The 14,186-nt window shown below is 68.5% G+C and carries 16 protein-coding genes; 11 read left to right on the top strand and 5 right to left on the bottom strand.

Going from position 1 to position 14,186, the window contains the following annotated elements; genetic code table 11:
- Positions 1-34 precede the first annotated feature (34 nt).
- Positions 35-451 (bottom strand): hypothetical protein, encoded by a 417-nt coding sequence (locus tag PHA84_RS15545; protein WP_270889040.1) that lies wholly within the window; start codon positions 449-451, stop codon positions 35-37.
- A gap of 396 nt (positions 452-847) precedes the next feature.
- Here PHA84_RS15545 and PHA84_RS15540 point away from each other — a divergent pair, with 396 nt between their 5' ends.
- Together PHA84_RS15540 and PHA84_RS15535 are read left to right on the top strand one after the other, a co-directional pair.
- Entirely contained in the window at positions 848-1,780 is a 933-nt protein-coding gene (locus PHA84_RS15540) for a hypothetical protein (RefSeq protein ID WP_270889039.1), read from the top strand.
- A 309-nt stretch (positions 1,781-2,089) separates the two neighbouring features.
- Positions 2,090-3,145 (top strand): SDR family oxidoreductase, encoded by a 1,056-nt coding sequence (locus PHA84_RS15535; RefSeq protein ID WP_270889038.1) that lies wholly within the window; start codon positions 2,090-2,092, stop codon positions 3,143-3,145.
- Between the two features lie 36 nt (positions 3,146-3,181).
- On the opposite strand, the gene PHA84_RS15530 is transcribed toward PHA84_RS15535, so the two are convergent.
- Complete coding sequence (locus PHA84_RS15530) at positions 3,182-3,676, bottom strand: MarR family winged helix-turn-helix transcriptional regulator (RefSeq protein ID WP_270889037.1); 495 nt, start codon at positions 3,674-3,676, stop codon at positions 3,182-3,184.
- 129 nt (positions 3,677-3,805) lie between these two features.
- Between PHA84_RS15530 and PHA84_RS15525 the strand changes: the two genes are divergently transcribed.
- The 8 genes from PHA84_RS15525 (at position 3,806) to PHA84_RS15490 (ending at position 11,180) form a co-directional block, all read left to right on the top strand.
- Positions 3,806-4,270, top strand: coding sequence for a hypothetical protein (locus tag PHA84_RS15525; protein ID WP_270889036.1), 465 nt, complete (start codon positions 3,806-3,808; stop codon positions 4,268-4,270).
- On the top strand, positions 4,267-4,929 hold the full coding sequence (locus PHA84_RS15520) for a gluconate 2-dehydrogenase subunit 3 family protein (protein ID WP_270889035.1): 663 nt from the start codon (positions 4,267-4,269) through the stop codon (positions 4,927-4,929). Before PHA84_RS15525 ends, PHA84_RS15520 begins: the two co-directional genes overlap by 4 nt.
- Complete coding sequence (locus PHA84_RS15515; RefSeq protein WP_270889034.1) at positions 4,926-6,596, top strand: GMC family oxidoreductase; 1,671 nt, start codon at positions 4,926-4,928, stop codon at positions 6,594-6,596. Before PHA84_RS15520 ends, PHA84_RS15515 begins: the two co-directional genes overlap by 4 nt.
- 36 nt (positions 6,597-6,632) lie before the next feature.
- Positions 6,633-8,426, top strand: a complete 1,794-nt coding sequence (locus PHA84_RS15510) for a thiamine pyrophosphate-requiring protein (RefSeq protein ID WP_270889033.1) — start codon at positions 6,633-6,635, stop codon at positions 8,424-8,426.
- Positions 8,426-9,532, top strand: a complete 1,107-nt coding sequence (locus PHA84_RS15505; protein ID WP_270889032.1) for an enolase C-terminal domain-like protein — start codon at positions 8,426-8,428, stop codon at positions 9,530-9,532. The genes PHA84_RS15510 and PHA84_RS15505 overlap by 1 nt, the downstream gene beginning before the upstream one ends.
- Positions 9,533-9,737: 205 nt before the next feature.
- Entirely contained in the window at positions 9,738-10,094 is a 357-nt protein-coding gene (locus PHA84_RS15500) for an ArsR/SmtB family transcription factor (protein ID WP_270889031.1), read from the top strand.
- Positions 10,087-10,530, top strand: coding sequence for an SRPBCC family protein (locus tag PHA84_RS15495; RefSeq protein WP_270889030.1), 444 nt, complete (start codon positions 10,087-10,089; stop codon positions 10,528-10,530). Before PHA84_RS15500 ends, PHA84_RS15495 begins: the two co-directional genes overlap by 8 nt.
- Positions 10,530-11,180, top strand: coding sequence for a maleylpyruvate isomerase family mycothiol-dependent enzyme (locus tag PHA84_RS15490; RefSeq protein ID WP_270889029.1), 651 nt, complete (start codon positions 10,530-10,532; stop codon positions 11,178-11,180). Before PHA84_RS15495 ends, PHA84_RS15490 begins: the two co-directional genes overlap by 1 nt.
- Before the next feature lie 13 nt (positions 11,181-11,193).
- Here PHA84_RS15490 and PHA84_RS15485 read toward each other — a convergent pair whose 3' ends face one another.
- Together PHA84_RS15485 and PHA84_RS15480 are read right to left on the bottom strand one after the other, a co-directional pair.
- A complete protein-coding gene (locus tag PHA84_RS15485) occupies positions 11,194-11,409 on the bottom strand; it encodes a nucleotidyltransferase domain-containing protein (protein WP_270889028.1) in 216 nt (71 codons plus the stop codon).
- A gap of 72 nt (positions 11,410-11,481) precedes the next feature.
- Complete coding sequence (locus tag PHA84_RS15480; RefSeq protein WP_270889027.1) at positions 11,482-12,867, bottom strand: NAD(P)/FAD-dependent oxidoreductase; 1,386 nt, start codon at positions 12,865-12,867, stop codon at positions 11,482-11,484.
- A gap of 154 nt (positions 12,868-13,021) precedes the next feature.
- Between PHA84_RS15480 and PHA84_RS15475 the strand changes: the two genes are divergently transcribed.
- Complete coding sequence (locus PHA84_RS15475; protein ID WP_270889026.1) at positions 13,022-13,621, top strand: GNAT family N-acetyltransferase; 600 nt, start codon at positions 13,022-13,024, stop codon at positions 13,619-13,621.
- A gap of 87 nt (positions 13,622-13,708) precedes the next feature.
- Here the strand turns inward: PHA84_RS15475 and PHA84_RS15470 are convergent, their stop codons facing one another.
- A complete protein-coding gene (locus tag PHA84_RS15470; RefSeq protein WP_270889025.1) occupies positions 13,709-14,158 on the bottom strand; it encodes an Lsr2 family DNA-binding protein in 450 nt (149 codons plus the stop codon).
- Positions 14,159-14,186 lie beyond the last annotated feature (28 nt).

The raw sequence follows: 14,186 nt of genomic DNA, 5'->3' as shown, positions 1-14,186 counted from the left end.
CGCCGCGGCAGTCCAGACGGAGAGCGTGCCGGGCCTACGTCGTTCTTGGCGATCTGGTCGTCTCCACGTACGCGGCGCCGTAGAGGCCGGCCGCGATGAGGAATCCGGTGGCCATGACGAAGGAGAGCCAGCCATTCCCCGTCATCAAGGTGCCCGCGCCGGCAAGGAAGGTCATGACAACGCTAGCCATGCCACCCGTCGTCGATCGACGCACTTGCGCCGGTCGCGACATGGTCACCATGATCGCAACGACGACGATCGCGATCGCGAGGGCCACATGAAGCCCGACCAGGGTGAGCGTGGTGACTCCTGCGGCACCAGTGACCTCGGACGGTAGGCCGATCAGGTTGGCGCCCATGCCCAGCAGAAACTCAGCGGCCAGCATCGCAAGAAGCTGCCTCAGTCTGCTCCGCAGGCGCGCCGTGGTAGCAATCAGGTCACCTTCGGTCATCTCACACTGCCTTCCCGTCCCTATGGTCGCTACCCAAGCATGCCCGGGCCACCACGCTCTCACGTCCTCCGCCGGGCGTCTCCCCACGTACTCCTCGCGGCGTAGTCCAGTCCATCAGGCCAACCAGCCCAGGCGGACGGCAGCCCGGCGGACAGCGGCAGGTGGCAGGGAAGCCCGGTTCCCGTGCTCGTCGGTTCCGGCCCTGTCCGGATCGCCATCCCCGACGCCTGCGATCCCGAGACCGCGACCTTCCGGCGCGTCAAAGGGTGAGCTCCGAGACCTTCTCGCACGGGTGACGGCCATGTATGCCGCAGAAGGTGGTTGACCGATCGCCCTCGAACCGCTGTTCTGGGATGCCGAAGGTCGACGGCGGCGGCTGAGGTCGAAGGGGTGCTCATGGGCGGTGGCGACATGGCGTCGACCTGGCGTGGTGCGGCTGCTTCGCGAGCCGTTGTGCTGCTGGTCGCCACAGCGTTATCGGCATGCGCGTCGGACCACGGCACCGACCGGGCTTCGACGGCGGCGCGCACGCACGCGACGCCCAGCGCAGCCGTCAGCGCGACGGCCACCAAGCCCACGACAGCCACGGCGCTTGCCACGACGCCTTCGTCGCCCTCGACGAGCGCCCAGTCAGCGCCAGGTCAGACGGGCCAGACCCGCACACCGACTGGCGCCTGTGCGGGACAAACCCCGCTGAAGCTCCACGTCACCGTCCACCAGGAGACGTGGCGCGGTGGTCCGCTCGAGTACCCAGTACTGGGGGTCAGCTCTCCCTGTGGCGCGGTGCAGGCGGCAGCAGCGATGCAGCGTGCCGTGAACGGGATGGTGGTGTCCGAGCGTGAGGACTGGAAGGGCACGGCCGGCAGCCCCCCAGCCACTGACGAACCGGCGAGCGGTTTCTCCGCACGTCTGAGCACACCAGTCGACGTCGACGGTCTGGCCGTGGTCTCGCTGGAGATCGTGCGCTATGCCGCCGGTGCCGCGCACCCGCTCACCTTGCTCCGCAGCGTGAGTGTCGACACAAGGACCGGTCGCCCCTTCACCAAGGCCGGCATGCTCGCCGAGATGCAGAGGACGGGCGGACCGCAGTGGGACTTCGAGCGGGAGCTACGACGGTATGCCCGGCTGGCCCGTCCGCAGGAGCCCCAGGTCGCCCCATCACGCGCCGACGTGGGGATGTATCCCACGAGAGCCGGCATGGCCATCACCGTCGACCACTGCGCCCTGTTCTCGTGCGCCTCGGGTGCCGTGGAGTTCACGATCCCGTGGAGCCAGCTCGTGGGCCCGAAGGACCGCATGTCCTTCATCCCGGATCACTGGGGCCACTGACCGGACGTTCAACCATCGGCACGTTCCAGCGCGAAGCGCAACCGGCCCAGGCGAGGCGCAACAATGCAATGCTTGTGTCCTTGCAATGATTGCGTGCTAAGACTAGGGCATGGCCTATGAGCCTCTTGCCGGCTTCACCCCTCACGTGCTGCGCGAGTACGCACTGCTGGCGGACGGCGAGGGCGGGGTTCTTCCGCGCCCAGGAGGCGACGTCGCATGGACGTGCGCAGCCCGTTGGGGCGACGACGCGGTCTTCACATCCCTTGTCGGCGTTACCAGCGCGTATGCACGAGAGGAAGGACGGACATCATGACGGGAAGATCAGACAGCGTCGGAGGCGGCGGACGGCGTCGTGGCAGTCCCCAGGTCGTGGCTGTCACCGGAGCCTCGGGCGGTATCGGCAGAGCCAGCGCAGTGGCCTTCGCCCGCCAAGGCGCTGCCGTCGCCCTGCTGGCGCGCGGCCGGACGGGGCTCGAGGCGGCAGCCGCGGAGGTGCGAGCCGCCGGCGGCACGGCCCTGCTGGTCCCCACCGACATGGCCGACCCAGACCAGGTGGATAAGGCGGTAGCCCTGATCGAGGAGGAGCTGGGACCGATCGACGTGTGGGTCAACGTGGCGTTCACCTCGGTGTTCAGCCCCTTCGAGCAGATCACCGCCGAGGAGTACCGCAGGGTGACCGAGGTCTCGTACCTCGGTTACGTGTACGCGACGATGGCCGTGCTGCCCCGCATGAAGGAGCGCCACCACGGGACCATCGTGCACGTCGGGTCCGCGCTGGCCTACCGCGGCATTCCCCTGCAAACGGCTTACTGCGGGGCCAAGCACGCCATCCAAGGGTTCCACGAGGCTCTCAGGTGCGAGCTGCTGCACGACAAGAGCACGGTGAAGGTGACCATGGTGCAGATGCCTGCCGTCAACACACCGCAGTTCTCGTGGGTCCTGTCGCGGTTGCCGCGGCGACCGCAGCCTGTGCCGCCGATCTACCAGCCGGAGGTCGCTGCGAGGGCCGTCGTCTACGCAGCGGAGCACCCCTCCCGCCGGGAGTACTGGGTCGGGGGGAGCACCGCCGCCACCCTTGCCGCCAATGCTGTCGCACCCGGTCTGCTGGACCGTTACCTGGCCAGGACCGGGATCTCCTCGCAGCAGACGCAGGAGCCGCAGCCCGGCGACGCCCCCAAGAACCTGTGGGCACCGGCCGACCGTGGCGAGGACTTCGGGGCCCACGGGAGGTTCGACGAACGATCCACCTACCTCAGCCCCCAGCTCTGGGCATCCCATCATCACGGGCTGCTCGGCGCAGCCCTTGCCGCCAGCGCAGCACTCCTTGCCCGCGTCCTGCTCAGCCCGCGTGCCGTCCGATCATGATCGGAGCTTCATCGACTGCCTTCCGCCGCTGCGCTGTCAGGCGGGTAGTCCCAGAACGAACGCCTCCTCCCCTTGCGACGGCTCCCCTGCCGCCTCGGCGAACGTCTCCAGCGCGCGGGCGAGCGCCCTTCGCTGAGTACTGCTCATGTGGTCCATCACCTCCAGGATCGACGCCCTGCGGTACGCCATGACACGTTCGACGACGTCGTGACCGCGCAAGGTGAGCTCCAGGGCGAGATACCTCCGGTCCGCTGGGTCATCCGTGCGTTCCACCAGACCTGCCACGACGAGCCGGTCGACCGTTCGCGTGGCGTTGGAGGGATGCACACCGAGCGCCTCCGCAACCTGTCCGAGGTTGAGGCGGCCGCGGCTGGCCACGAGAACCAGCACGCGCAGCTGCGGCAGCGAGACGACGTCCTCCACCTCGGCCACCGACCTGGCGACGACTCCGACGAGTACCCGGGCGGCTCGCATGACGGCATCGGCCTGCGCCTCCGGGTCGTCAGCGGTGGCCTTCGGCTTAGGGCTCATGGCCAGCAGTATGCCATCAGTTGCATGACCTCAATGGTTGCGGTCCGTTTGGAAGCATGTGATGCTGAACAGTAGTTGCATGGACGCAACGATTGTAGGGCAGACAACGGATTCTTGGGAGGAGCCGCCATGCACCTTCACCACGCCCGGTCCGCGTCGGTCGCGACGCACGGCATCGACCGCTTGGTCGGTGATGTCAAGCATGGCCGGTTCGAGCGCGGGCTCTCCGCCGTGACGGCGGCAGGAGCGCTTGTCACGGCGACCGAGATCTACTTCGAGCACGACAAGGCGAGCTTCGGCAACCCGTGGATGTGGTCCCCTGTGGTCCTGGGCCCGATCGGGGCTGCAGCGGGTGTGGCTGGCGTCGTGAGCCACCGGGCCGCCAAGACAGCGCTTCCGATCGCATCGGCTGCGATCGTGGCGAACGGGCTACAGGGCACCTACCTGCACGCCCGCGGAGTCGCCCAGAAACCCGGCGGGTGGGGCAACTGGCGATACAACGTGGAGATGGGACCCCCGCTGCTGGCTCCCTTGCTCGTCACGCTGGTCGGCGGCATGGGCCTGCTGGCAGCGGTGTTGAGGAGGGAGGCGTGAGCGCCTCTTCCTCAGGTCAACCCAAGCTGCCCCTGAGCGTCGATCACGGCGGCGGTCGCTACCCCGGGCTGGACACGCTCGGACAGAGCTCACACTGGGACATGGCCACCACGGGCGTCGTCGCACCGCGAGTCGGCATTCCCGTCGGCCTGCGCTTCTTCACCCAGCGGGAGGAGGCGGTGGCGTGCGCGCTCACGGACCAGCTGCTCGGGCAGCACGAGGATCCTCGGGTGCCGGTGGTGCGGATGATCGACAGTCGGCTCGCCGAGGGCCAAGGCGACGGTTGGCACCACGTGGACATGCCGCCGGACGACCTGGCGTGGCGAAACAGCCTCGCCGCGCTCGAGGAAGACGCTTGCTCCCGGCTCGGCGCGCCATTCGCTGACTGTTCCTGGCCGGAGCAGGAGGCTAGCCTGCGCGCCATACAGCGATGGCGAGGAGCGTGGCACGGCATGCCAGCCCAGTCGGTGTGGAGCCTGTGGACGCGCTACGCCGACACCGCGTTCTACGCCCACCCCTGGGCCTGGGACGAGATCGGCTTCGGGGGCCCTGCGTACCCGCGGGGCTACAAGCACCTGGGGCTGGATGCCCGCGAGCCGTGGGAGGTCAAGGACATCCGGCCGACCCTCGACCCACTGCGACTGCGGGAGAACCCGTGAAGGGCCTCGACAGCCGCGCCCTGCGTCGGCGGAACGAGTCGGCCTGGCTGGTCCCCGCCGACGGTCGGGACGTGAACCACCGGCTACGCGCGGACATGCGGACCTTCGACGACGATGACGAGGTGGACCTCGTCATCGTCGGCTGCGGCGCCGGTGGCTCGACACTCCTGCAGCGTCTGGCGCGGCGCGGGTGGCGGGTCGTCGCCCTCGACGCGGGCCCGTTCTGGGATCCGGAGCAGGACTGGGTCAGCGACGAAGCCGGCTCGCACCACCTGTACTGGGAGGAACCCCGCGTCATCTCCGGGGCAGACCCGGTCCCCCTCGGCTCCAACAACTCCGGCCGAGGGGTGGGCGGCTCCATGGTGCACTTCGCCGGATACACCCCCCGGTTCCACCCCAGCGACTTTCGCACCCGGTCCGAGGACGGAGTAGGCGCGGACTGGCCGATCACGTACGCGGACCTCCGCTCCTTCTATGAGGAGATCGAGGGCGAGCTGCCGGTCGCAGGCGAACACTGGCCGTGGGGCGACCCGCACGGGTACCCACACTCGCCACACCCTGTCAGCGGCAACGGCGAGGTGTTCCTGCGTGGTGCCCACGCCCTGGGGATCGACGCGCGCGTGGGACCGGTCGCAATAGCGAACGGCCGTTTCGGCCACCGGGCGCACTGCATCTACCGCGGCTTCTGCCTGCAGGGCTGCAAGGTCAACGCGAAGGCGTCCCCCCTGATCACGCACGTCCCCGACGCCCTCTCGCGGGGGGCGGAGGTGCGTGCCGACTCTATGGTCACGCGCGTGCAGGTGGACGATCGCAGCGGGCTGGCCACCGGGGTGCACTTCCTGCGGCGCGGCAGGCAACGGTTCCAGCGGGCCCGCCTGGTCGCGGTAGCCGGCTACTCCATCGAGACGCCACGCCTCCTGCTCAACTCGGCATCCGCGCGTTTTCCCCACGGCCTGTGCAACGACTACGACCAAGTCGGCAGGTACCTGATGGTCCAGGGGGCGCCGCAGACCGCCGGCCGGTTCGGCACCGAGGTGCGGATGTGGAAGGGCCCGCCACCCGAGGTCAGCACCGAGGCGTTCTACGAGACGGACCCGACGAAGCCGTACAAGCGCGGCTTCTCCATCCAGACGGTGTCCCCGCTACCGATCACCTGGGCGGAGCACGTCTCGGCCCAAGGGCACTTCGGCGACGACCTTCGTCGCTACATGAGCGACTATCCCCACTGGGCCTGCCTGGGCGCTCTGTGCGAGTTCCTGCCCCGAGCGGACAACCGCGTGACGCTGGACTCGGAACAGGACCGTCACGGTATGCCGGTAGCGCACTTCGCATACTCCCAGGGGGACAACGACCGGATGCTCATGAAGGCCGCCCGGGAGGTCATGGAGTGCATCCTGCGTGCCGCGGGCGCCGACGAGGTCATCACCATCGACCGGTTCGCCCACCTCGTGGGCGGTGCACGCATGGCCACCGACGCATCACAGGGCGTGGTCGACCGGTCATGCCGGACCTTCGCCGTCCCGAACCTGTTCATCACCGATGGAAGCGTGCTGCCGACCCAGGGCAGCGCCAACCCTGCACTGACCATCATGGCCCTCGCGGCCAGGGCGGCAGACCTACTCGCCCGGGGCGCCCGGTCCGGGCAGCCCCCGACGCGAAAGCCCTAGCGACGTAACGCCGATTCACTCGACAGGAGAAACGACATGGCTGCACAGACGGTCTCCGACCATCTGCTCGAGCGCCTGCGCGAATGGGGGGTCGAGCATGTGTTCGCCTTTCCGGGCGACGGCATCAACGGCATCCTCGCCGCGTTCGGGCGAGCCGACAACTCACCGCAGTTCGTGCAGTCGCGCCACGAGGAGATGTCGGCGTTCGAGGCTGTGGGCTACGCGAAGTTCGGCGGGAGGCTCGGGGTGTGCATGGCGACATCTGGACCGGGCGCCATTCACCTGCTCAACGGTCTCTACGACGCCAAGCTCGACCACGTACCGGTCGTCGCCATCGTCGGTCAGACCGCTCGAAGTGGCATGGGCGGGGCCTACCAGCAGGAGGTGGACCTCCTCTCGCTGTTCAAGGACGTGGCGAGCGAGTTCGTCCAGATGGTGACCGTGCCGGAGCAGCTGCCGAACGTGCTGGACCGCGCGGTCCGCATAGCCCTTGCCGAGCGCGCCCCGACGGCCGTCATCATCCCCTCCGACGTCCAGGAGCTCGCGTACTCGGCACCCACTCATGCCATGAAGATGGTGCCGTCCAGCTTGGGCGTCCGGTGGCCCGAGGTGGCGCCGGGAGACGAGGCGGTGCGTGAGGCGGCCGACCTGCTGAGCAGCGGCACCAAGCCCGCCATCCTGATCGGTCAGGGCGCTCGGGGTGCTCGCGCCGAGATCGAGGAGGTCGCCGAGGTCCTGGGCGCCGGCGTGGCGAAGGCGCTGCTCGGCAAGGATGTCCTGTCCGACGAGCTGCCCTGGGTCACCGGGTCGATCGGCCTGCTCGGAACTCGCCCCAGCTACGAGCTGATGGCGGGCTGCGACACGCTCCTGACCGTGGGGTCCAACTTCCCCTACACCCAGTTCATGCCGGCGTTCGGACAGGCCCGGGCGGTCCAGATCGACCTGGACGGCAAGTTCATCGGCATGCGCTATCCCTATGAGCTCAACCTCGTCGGGGACGCGGCGACCACCCTGCGGGCCCTCATCCCGCACCTGCGCCGGAACGAGAACCGGGGCTGGCGAGAGACCATCGAGTCCAACGTGGCCGACTGGTGGGCCGCCATGGAGCGGGAGGCGCTGGTCGAGGCCGACCCGGTCAACCCCCAGCTGCTGTTCCACGAGGCATCCAAGCAGCTGCCCTCGGATGCGATGGTGGCGGCGGACTCCGGCTCGTCCGCGAACTGGTACGCCCGCCAGCTGAAGTTCCGGTCGCAGATGCGCGGGTCGTTGTCGGGAACCCTGGCCACGATGGGACCGGCGGTGCCATATGGCATCGGGGCCAAGTTCGCCCACCCTGACCGGCCGGCTGTCGTCTTCGCCGGCGACGGCGCAATGCAGATGAACGGCCTTGCCGAGCTGATCACGGTGAAGCACTACTGGCACCAGTGGAGCGACCCGCGGCTGGTGGTAGCCGTCCTGCACAACAACGACCTCAACCAGGTCACCTGGGAGATGCGGGCCATGGAGGGCGCGCCCAAGTTCGTGGAGTCCCAGACCCTGCCGGAAGTGGACTATGCGGGGTTCGCCGAGAGCCTAGGACTGCAGGCGATCCGGGTCACCAGCCCCGACCAGCTGGTTGACGCGTGGCGGCAGGCGTTCGCGGCCACCCGTCCCACGGTCTTGGACGTGCACGTCGACCCCGATGTGCCACCCGTGCCTCCTCACGCTAGCTGGACGGAGATGAAGTCCACGGCGAAGTCCATCCTGAAGGGCGACGAGGACCGCTGGGGCGTCATCAAGGAAGGCGTCAGGACGAAGGTGGCCGAAGTCATGCCAGGCGGCGGGGACTGATGCGGGAGCCCCCCGCTCCTGTCGACAGGGTGGAGGTGCGGGCCTACACGGTGCCCACCGACGCCCCGGAGGCTGACGGTACGGCGTCGTGGGACTCGACCTCGCTGGTGCTGGTCCAGCTTGGCGCCGCGGATGCGGTGGGAACGGGATGGTCGTACGCACCGGCAGCAGCTGCAGGCCTCGTGCATGAGCTCCTCGAGCCAGTGGTCGAAGGGGCTGACCCCTTCGATGTCCCCGGCCTGTCCCAGGCGATGATCCGCGCGGTGCGCAATGCTGGTCGTCCCGGGCTGGCGTCGTACGCCATCAGCGCCGTCGACGTGGCTCTGTGGGACCTCAAGTCCCGCCTTCTGGGCCTACCGCTGCACCAGCTGCTGGGTTCAGTGCGCACCAGCGTTCCGGTGTACGGCAGTGGCGGTTTCACGACGTACGACCAGGCGCAGCTGAACCAGCAGCTCGAGGGGTGGCTCGAGCAGGGGATCCCGCGGGTGAAGATCAAGATCGGCGAGGCGTGGGGCACCCGACCCGACCGCGACCTGGAGCGGATGCGCCACACCAGAGGCGTCATCGGGAGCGACGTCGAGCTCTACGTGGACGCCAACGGCGGATACTCCAGGAAGCAGGCGATCCGGCTGATGCGCGCAGCGTCGGCCTTGGACATCCGGTGGCTGGAGGAGCCGGTCTCCTCTGACGACCACGAGGGCCTCCGGGAAGTGCGCGACGCCGTGGACGCAGACGTGACGGCTGGGGAGTACGGAAGCGACCTCTACTACTTCCGCCGGCTGTGCCAGACCGGCGCGGTCGACTGCGTCCAGGTGGACGTGACACGGTGCGGTGGCATCACGGAGTGGCTGCGCGCGGCCGCGGTGACCGCCTCGTTCGGTCTCGACGTGTCCGGGCACTGCGCTCCCCACCTGCACGTGCACGTCGCAGCGGCCACCCCGAACCTGCGGCACCTCGAGTGGTTCCACGACCACGCCCGGATAGAGAGGATGTTCTTCGAAGGTGCCCTGGACCCGTGCGGCGGCTCACTCAGCCCGCGCGACGACTCCGCGGGACACGGGCTGACCCTCCGTGATGGAGATGTCGTCCGCTTCCGGGTGTCGTGATGCCGCAGCACGAGCGTCTCGGTGGTCTGGCGGGCCGGCCGGGCGACCGCATCGCGCCCGCCCGACCGGACGCGTCATGCGCAACTCTCTCCCGACCACCGGTCTTCATGCCTCGGCTCGGCCGCCGACGCCAGCGTCGTTAATTTCGCTTGACAGTCAAATAACCATACGGTTAAGTACCGGACATGAAGTCCGAGGAAACACCGTGACCACCACCGTGGAGCAGCGACTCGACGCGACGTTCGCCGCCCTCGCCGACCCAACTCGTCGGGCCATCGTGACCCGGCTCACGGCCGGCGATGCGACGGTGAAGGAGCTCGCCGAGCCTTTCGACCTGAGCCTGCCGGGCATCTCCAAGCATCTGAAGGTGCTGGAGCGCTCCGGCCTGATAACCCGCAGCCGGCAGGCGCAGTTCCGTCCCTGTCATCTGGAGCGCGACCAGCTGGACGCCGCCGTGGACTGGATCGAGGCGAACCGGCGCCTGTGGTCCCAGCGTTTCGACCAGCTCGATGTCCATCTGCGTACGTTGCAAGCCAACCCGAACGGAGAGAACGATGCCTGAGCACGTCCTGAACTTCACCCGCGTGTTCGACGCCCCTCGGGACCTGGTGTTCCGATGCATGGTCGAGCCGCACCATCTCACCCGCTTCTGGGGACCGATCGGCACGAGCACACCGCTCGACCAGATCAGCGTGGACGCCCGACCCGGCGGGACCTTCGCGACGGTGATGGTCAACGACTCCGACGGCAGCCGCTATGCCACGAGCGCGACGTACGTGGAGGTCCGCGCCCCTGAGCGACTGTCGTGGCTGGAGGGTCACTCCGGGATGGCCGTCACCGTCACCTTCACCGACCTCGGGGACAACCGGACCCAGGTCGACATCGAGCAGTCCAACGTCCCGGAGCAGCTTCTCGACCCGCGGGCGCAGGCCGGCTTCCTGACGTCCCTGGACCGGTTCGCCAGCCATCTGGCCACCCTCACAGTGGCGCAGCGGTGATGGCGACCAGCGACCTGATGGCGACGGTCGTCGCCGAGCGGCAGGCGTTCGGTGACGTCCTCCGCGAGCTGGCTGACGGTGACTGGGACAGCGCCTCACTGTGCGAGGGGTGGCGGGTGCGCGAGGTCGTCGCGCACATGACCATGCCGTTCCGCTATTCAGCCCCCAGGCTGCTGGGCGAGATGGTGCGCTCCCGGGGCAGCTTCGCCCGGATGGCCGACCGTGTCGCCCGCCGCGACGCACAGGCGCCGATCGACGCGCTGCTCGACGACTGGCTGAAGAACCAGAACCACCCGTGGAAGCCCCCAGGCGGCGGCCTGAAGGGCGCCCTCACCCATGACATCGTCCACGGCCTGGACATCACTATCCCGCTTGGCGTGGACCACCCCGTCGGCGTGGGCGCCATGCGCCTGGTTCTCGACCACGCGACGACACCGCTGAGCCTCAAGCACTTCAACCTCGACCTGACCGGGATCAGGCTCGAGGCCGACGACGTCGACTGGGCCTTCGGCGACGGGCAACCGTTCCGCGGCCCCGCCCGCTACCTGCTCATGGCGCTGATGGATCGCCGCCTCCCGGCGGAGTCCTTCTCCGACTCTGCAACCAGAGGCTTCACGAGCTCTCCCCTACGCCGCACCGCATCCAGCTGACCGGCCCGTCCTCTCAGAGGGACCTGAGGTCGTCGGCCGCGTGCAGGAACACCTCACCGCCTTGGCCTTGCTGCACTCCGTCACCATTGGGTCCAACGTGCATCGGATGCACGTCCACCCTCCCCTGACGGGCGGCGAGCTGCACGCGGACCGGGCGCCAGTCCTCTGTCACCACGTAGCCACGGTCCTCCAGCCAGTCGAGGACCACAACCACCTCATCCGCTTCCATGGTGTCGGCCTGTTACTTCATCTGCTCAGCCTTTCACAGCGTCCTCGTTCTTCATCCCTGCCTAGTCAGCCGTCAGCGGCCGGTCAGCACGTTGCCGAGCCGGGCAATCCTGCTGGTGTGGTTGAGCTCCTGCTCCCGACGGTCGGCGGCGCGGTAGAGGGTGTACATGGTCTGCACCCCCAACCATCGGAGCGGCTCGGGCTCCCACTGGCGCACGTGTCGGCCGACCCAGGGAAGCCGTGTCAGCTCGGTATCGCGACGGAGCACCAGGTCGGCGAGGGTTCGGCCCGCGAGGTTGGTGGTGGTCAGACCGCTGCCTACGTAGCCTCCCGCAGTGCCCAGCCCCGTCGAGTGGTTCACCTCCACCGTGGCACACCAGTCCCGAGGTACGCCCAGCACACCGCACCAGGCCTGGGTGACGGGAACGCCACGGGTCGGGGGGAACATGTCGTGCAGCAGCCCAGTGAGGGACTCGATGGTCGACTCTTGGGTCGCACCGCGGTCATCGGTTCGCGAACCATACCGGTACGGGACTCCCCTGCCACCCAAGGCGATCCGGTTGTCGACGGTCCGCTGCGCATACATGTAGGCGTGTGCGAAGTCCCCGAGCAGCTCCGCCCTCTCCCAGCCGATCTCGTCGCGCGCCTGGTCGTCAAGGGGTTCCGTCACGATCATCGACGAGTTCATGGGTAGCCAGTTCCGCCGCTCTCCCTTGATGCTGGCGGTGAACCCCTCGAGACATCGCAGAACCATCGGAGCGGATACTCGGCCGCGGTCGGTGACGACCTCGCCGGACCTGATCTCTGTGGCTGTCGTCTGCTCGTAGATCGCAACGCCGCTCCCCTCGACCACCCGGGCAAGTCCTTGGACCAGCTTGGCTGGTTGCACACGGGCGCAGTGCGGCGTGTAGATCGCTGCTCGGGCGCCGTTGACCCGCACTCGGTCGTCGAGGTCGTCCTTCGTCAGACGGGTGAAGTCGTCCGGGCCTGCGCCCCAGTAGCGTTCCTCGGCCAACGCCTCTTCGAGGCGCTCCACCTGGGCGGGGTTGCGTGCGACGTGCAGGAGGCCGTTCTTGGCGATGTCGGCGTCGATGTCCTGCGCCTCGGCGACGGAGATCACCTCGTCAACGGCCTCTCTCATCGCACGCAGCAACGCGGCGACACCATCGATGCCATGCGTTCTGGCGTACCGCTTACGCGTCCCCGCCAGCTCCGCCGAGAGCCATCCTCCGTTTCGACCGCTCGCCCCGAAACCGGCGAACTCCTTCTCGATGAGGGCGATCCGCAGGTCGGGCTGGCTTCGCTGAAGGTAGTAGGCGGCCCAGAGGCCGGTGAAGCCGGCGCCCACGATGGCCACATCGAGCTCTATGTCGCCGGGCAGTGGCCGACGCGGTTCCGGCAACCCGATCTGCGCGTACCAGAACGAGACTCCCCCGTTGCGGACGGCGGGCTGGGTCATCGGGCACCCTCCTTGTTCTGTGTCGGAGTCCGAGAACCAGGAACCAGGAACCAGGAACCAGCCCCATTGTCCAGTGTCGGGAGCTCCTTACGTCGAAGGCCCGACGCTACTCAACTCCGTCGCCCCCTGGTCGTTCCGCGGCTAGCGTTACGGCGTGGTTTCCAACGGCGCAGGTCAGCGCAGTCATGACGAGCTGGTAGTCCGGCGGGAGAGGTCTGAGGACCAAGGGGAGGTCCGTACGCTCCACGCGAAGGCCTTTGGTGACGGTGGTCGAGTGCCTGCGCTCGTCGACGCGCTGCGCGCGGCTCAGGCTGCCCGGAGGCCAGTGTCCTTGGTCGCCACCGTCCATGACCGGGTCGTCGGGCACGTGATGCTCAGTGCCTGCCGCCTCGACGCACTGCCTAGGCTCGTGGACGTGTTTTCGCTGTCCCCGCTGGGCGTGCTGCCGGAGTTCCAAAGCCAGGGCATCGGCACACGACTCGTTGCCGACGCCCTGATGGAAGCGGACAGTGAGGGCGTCCCGTTGGTGTTCCTCGAGGGTTCACCGCACTACTACGGTGCGCGGGGCTTCTCGGAGGCCACAGAGCTGGGCTTCCGCCCACCCACACTGCGTCACCCACCGGGCGCGTTCCAGGTCGCCAGGCTGTCCGCGTACGAGGGCTGGATGACCGGCACCTTCGTCTACTCCGACACCTTCTGGGCTCTGGACTGCGTGGGACTACGCGGCGAACGCCTCGAGAGCCCACGATCCTGAGTGGAAATGCCCTAGTCAGCTCAGGAACAGTGGCCGCAGCCAGAGCCCCACGCCGCGGGCCAGCCCGATAGCGGAAGCCCTCAGCAGTCAGCCGCCGTGCGCGTCGGCGTAGGCAGCCCTGACGAAGGCCGGCAACGTGCCCCGACTCTTGACCAGATGGCCGTTGGCCTGCGCCCAGCTGCGGATCTCCGAGACGCTGACGGGCGCGTCGGCGCCGGTCTTGCGCCGTGCCGTGGGGCGCTGCGACCGCTGTCGTGGCGTTGTCGCCGTCGGCTTGCGAGACACCTTGCGCATGGCCGGGGCCGAACCCTCGGCGGCCGGGGCCGAACCCTGGGGGGCCGGGGCCGAACCGTCGGGGGCCGGGGCCGAACCGTCGGGGGCCGGGGCCGAACCGTCGGGGGCGGGGGCCGGACCGTCAGCGCCTCGCGCTTGGGCGGCAGCCGTTTCGTCAACGACATCGAGGGTGACCTCGTACAGCGCGCCGATGACGCGTAGGGCGTCGCTCAACGGTTCCGTGGAGTCGATCGTGACCTTCAACGTTTCACCTCTCGAAGTACTGAAACCC

Source organism: Pedococcus sp. 5OH_020 (assembly GCF_027812955.1).
Taxonomy (GTDB): domain Bacteria; phylum Actinomycetota; class Actinomycetes; order Actinomycetales; family Dermatophilaceae; genus Pedococcus.
The sequence above is the reverse complement of the archived record's forward strand: the minus strand, read 5'-3'. Positions and strand labels throughout refer to the sequence as shown.

What these genes read in the sequence shown, in the direction of transcription:
- PHA84_RS15545 (WP_270889040.1), bottom strand. Translation starts at nt 451, where the DNA reads ATGACCGAAGGTGACCTGATTGCTACCACGGCGCGCCTGCGGAGCAGA.
- PHA84_RS15540 (WP_270889039.1), top strand. Translation starts at nt 848, where the DNA reads ATGGGCGGTGGCGACATGGCGTCGACCTGGCGTGGTGCGGCTGCTTCG.
- PHA84_RS15535 (WP_270889038.1), top strand. Translation starts at nt 2,090, where the DNA reads ATGACGGGAAGATCAGACAGCGTCGGAGGCGGCGGACGGCGTCGTGGC.
- PHA84_RS15530 (WP_270889037.1), bottom strand. Translation starts at nt 3,676, where the DNA reads ATGAGCCCTAAGCCGAAGGCCACCGCTGACGACCCGGAGGCGCAGGCC.
- PHA84_RS15525 (WP_270889036.1), top strand. Translation starts at nt 3,806, where the DNA reads ATGCACCTTCACCACGCCCGGTCCGCGTCGGTCGCGACGCACGGCATC.
- PHA84_RS15510 (WP_270889033.1), top strand. Translation starts at nt 6,633, where the DNA reads ATGGCTGCACAGACGGTCTCCGACCATCTGCTCGAGCGCCTGCGCGAA.
- PHA84_RS15505 (WP_270889032.1), top strand. Translation starts at nt 8,426, where the DNA reads ATGCGGGAGCCCCCCGCTCCTGTCGACAGGGTGGAGGTGCGGGCCTAC.
- PHA84_RS15495 (WP_270889030.1), top strand. Translation starts at nt 10,087, where the DNA reads ATGCCTGAGCACGTCCTGAACTTCACCCGCGTGTTCGACGCCCCTCGG.
- PHA84_RS15490 (WP_270889029.1), top strand. Translation starts at nt 10,530, where the DNA reads ATGGCGACCAGCGACCTGATGGCGACGGTCGTCGCCGAGCGGCAGGCG.
- PHA84_RS15485 (WP_270889028.1), bottom strand. Translation starts at nt 11,409, where the DNA reads ATGGAAGCGGATGAGGTGGTTGTGGTCCTCGACTGGCTGGAGGACCGT.
- PHA84_RS15480 (WP_270889027.1), bottom strand. Translation starts at nt 12,867, where the DNA reads ATGACCCAGCCCGCCGTCCGCAACGGGGGAGTCTCGTTCTGGTACGCG.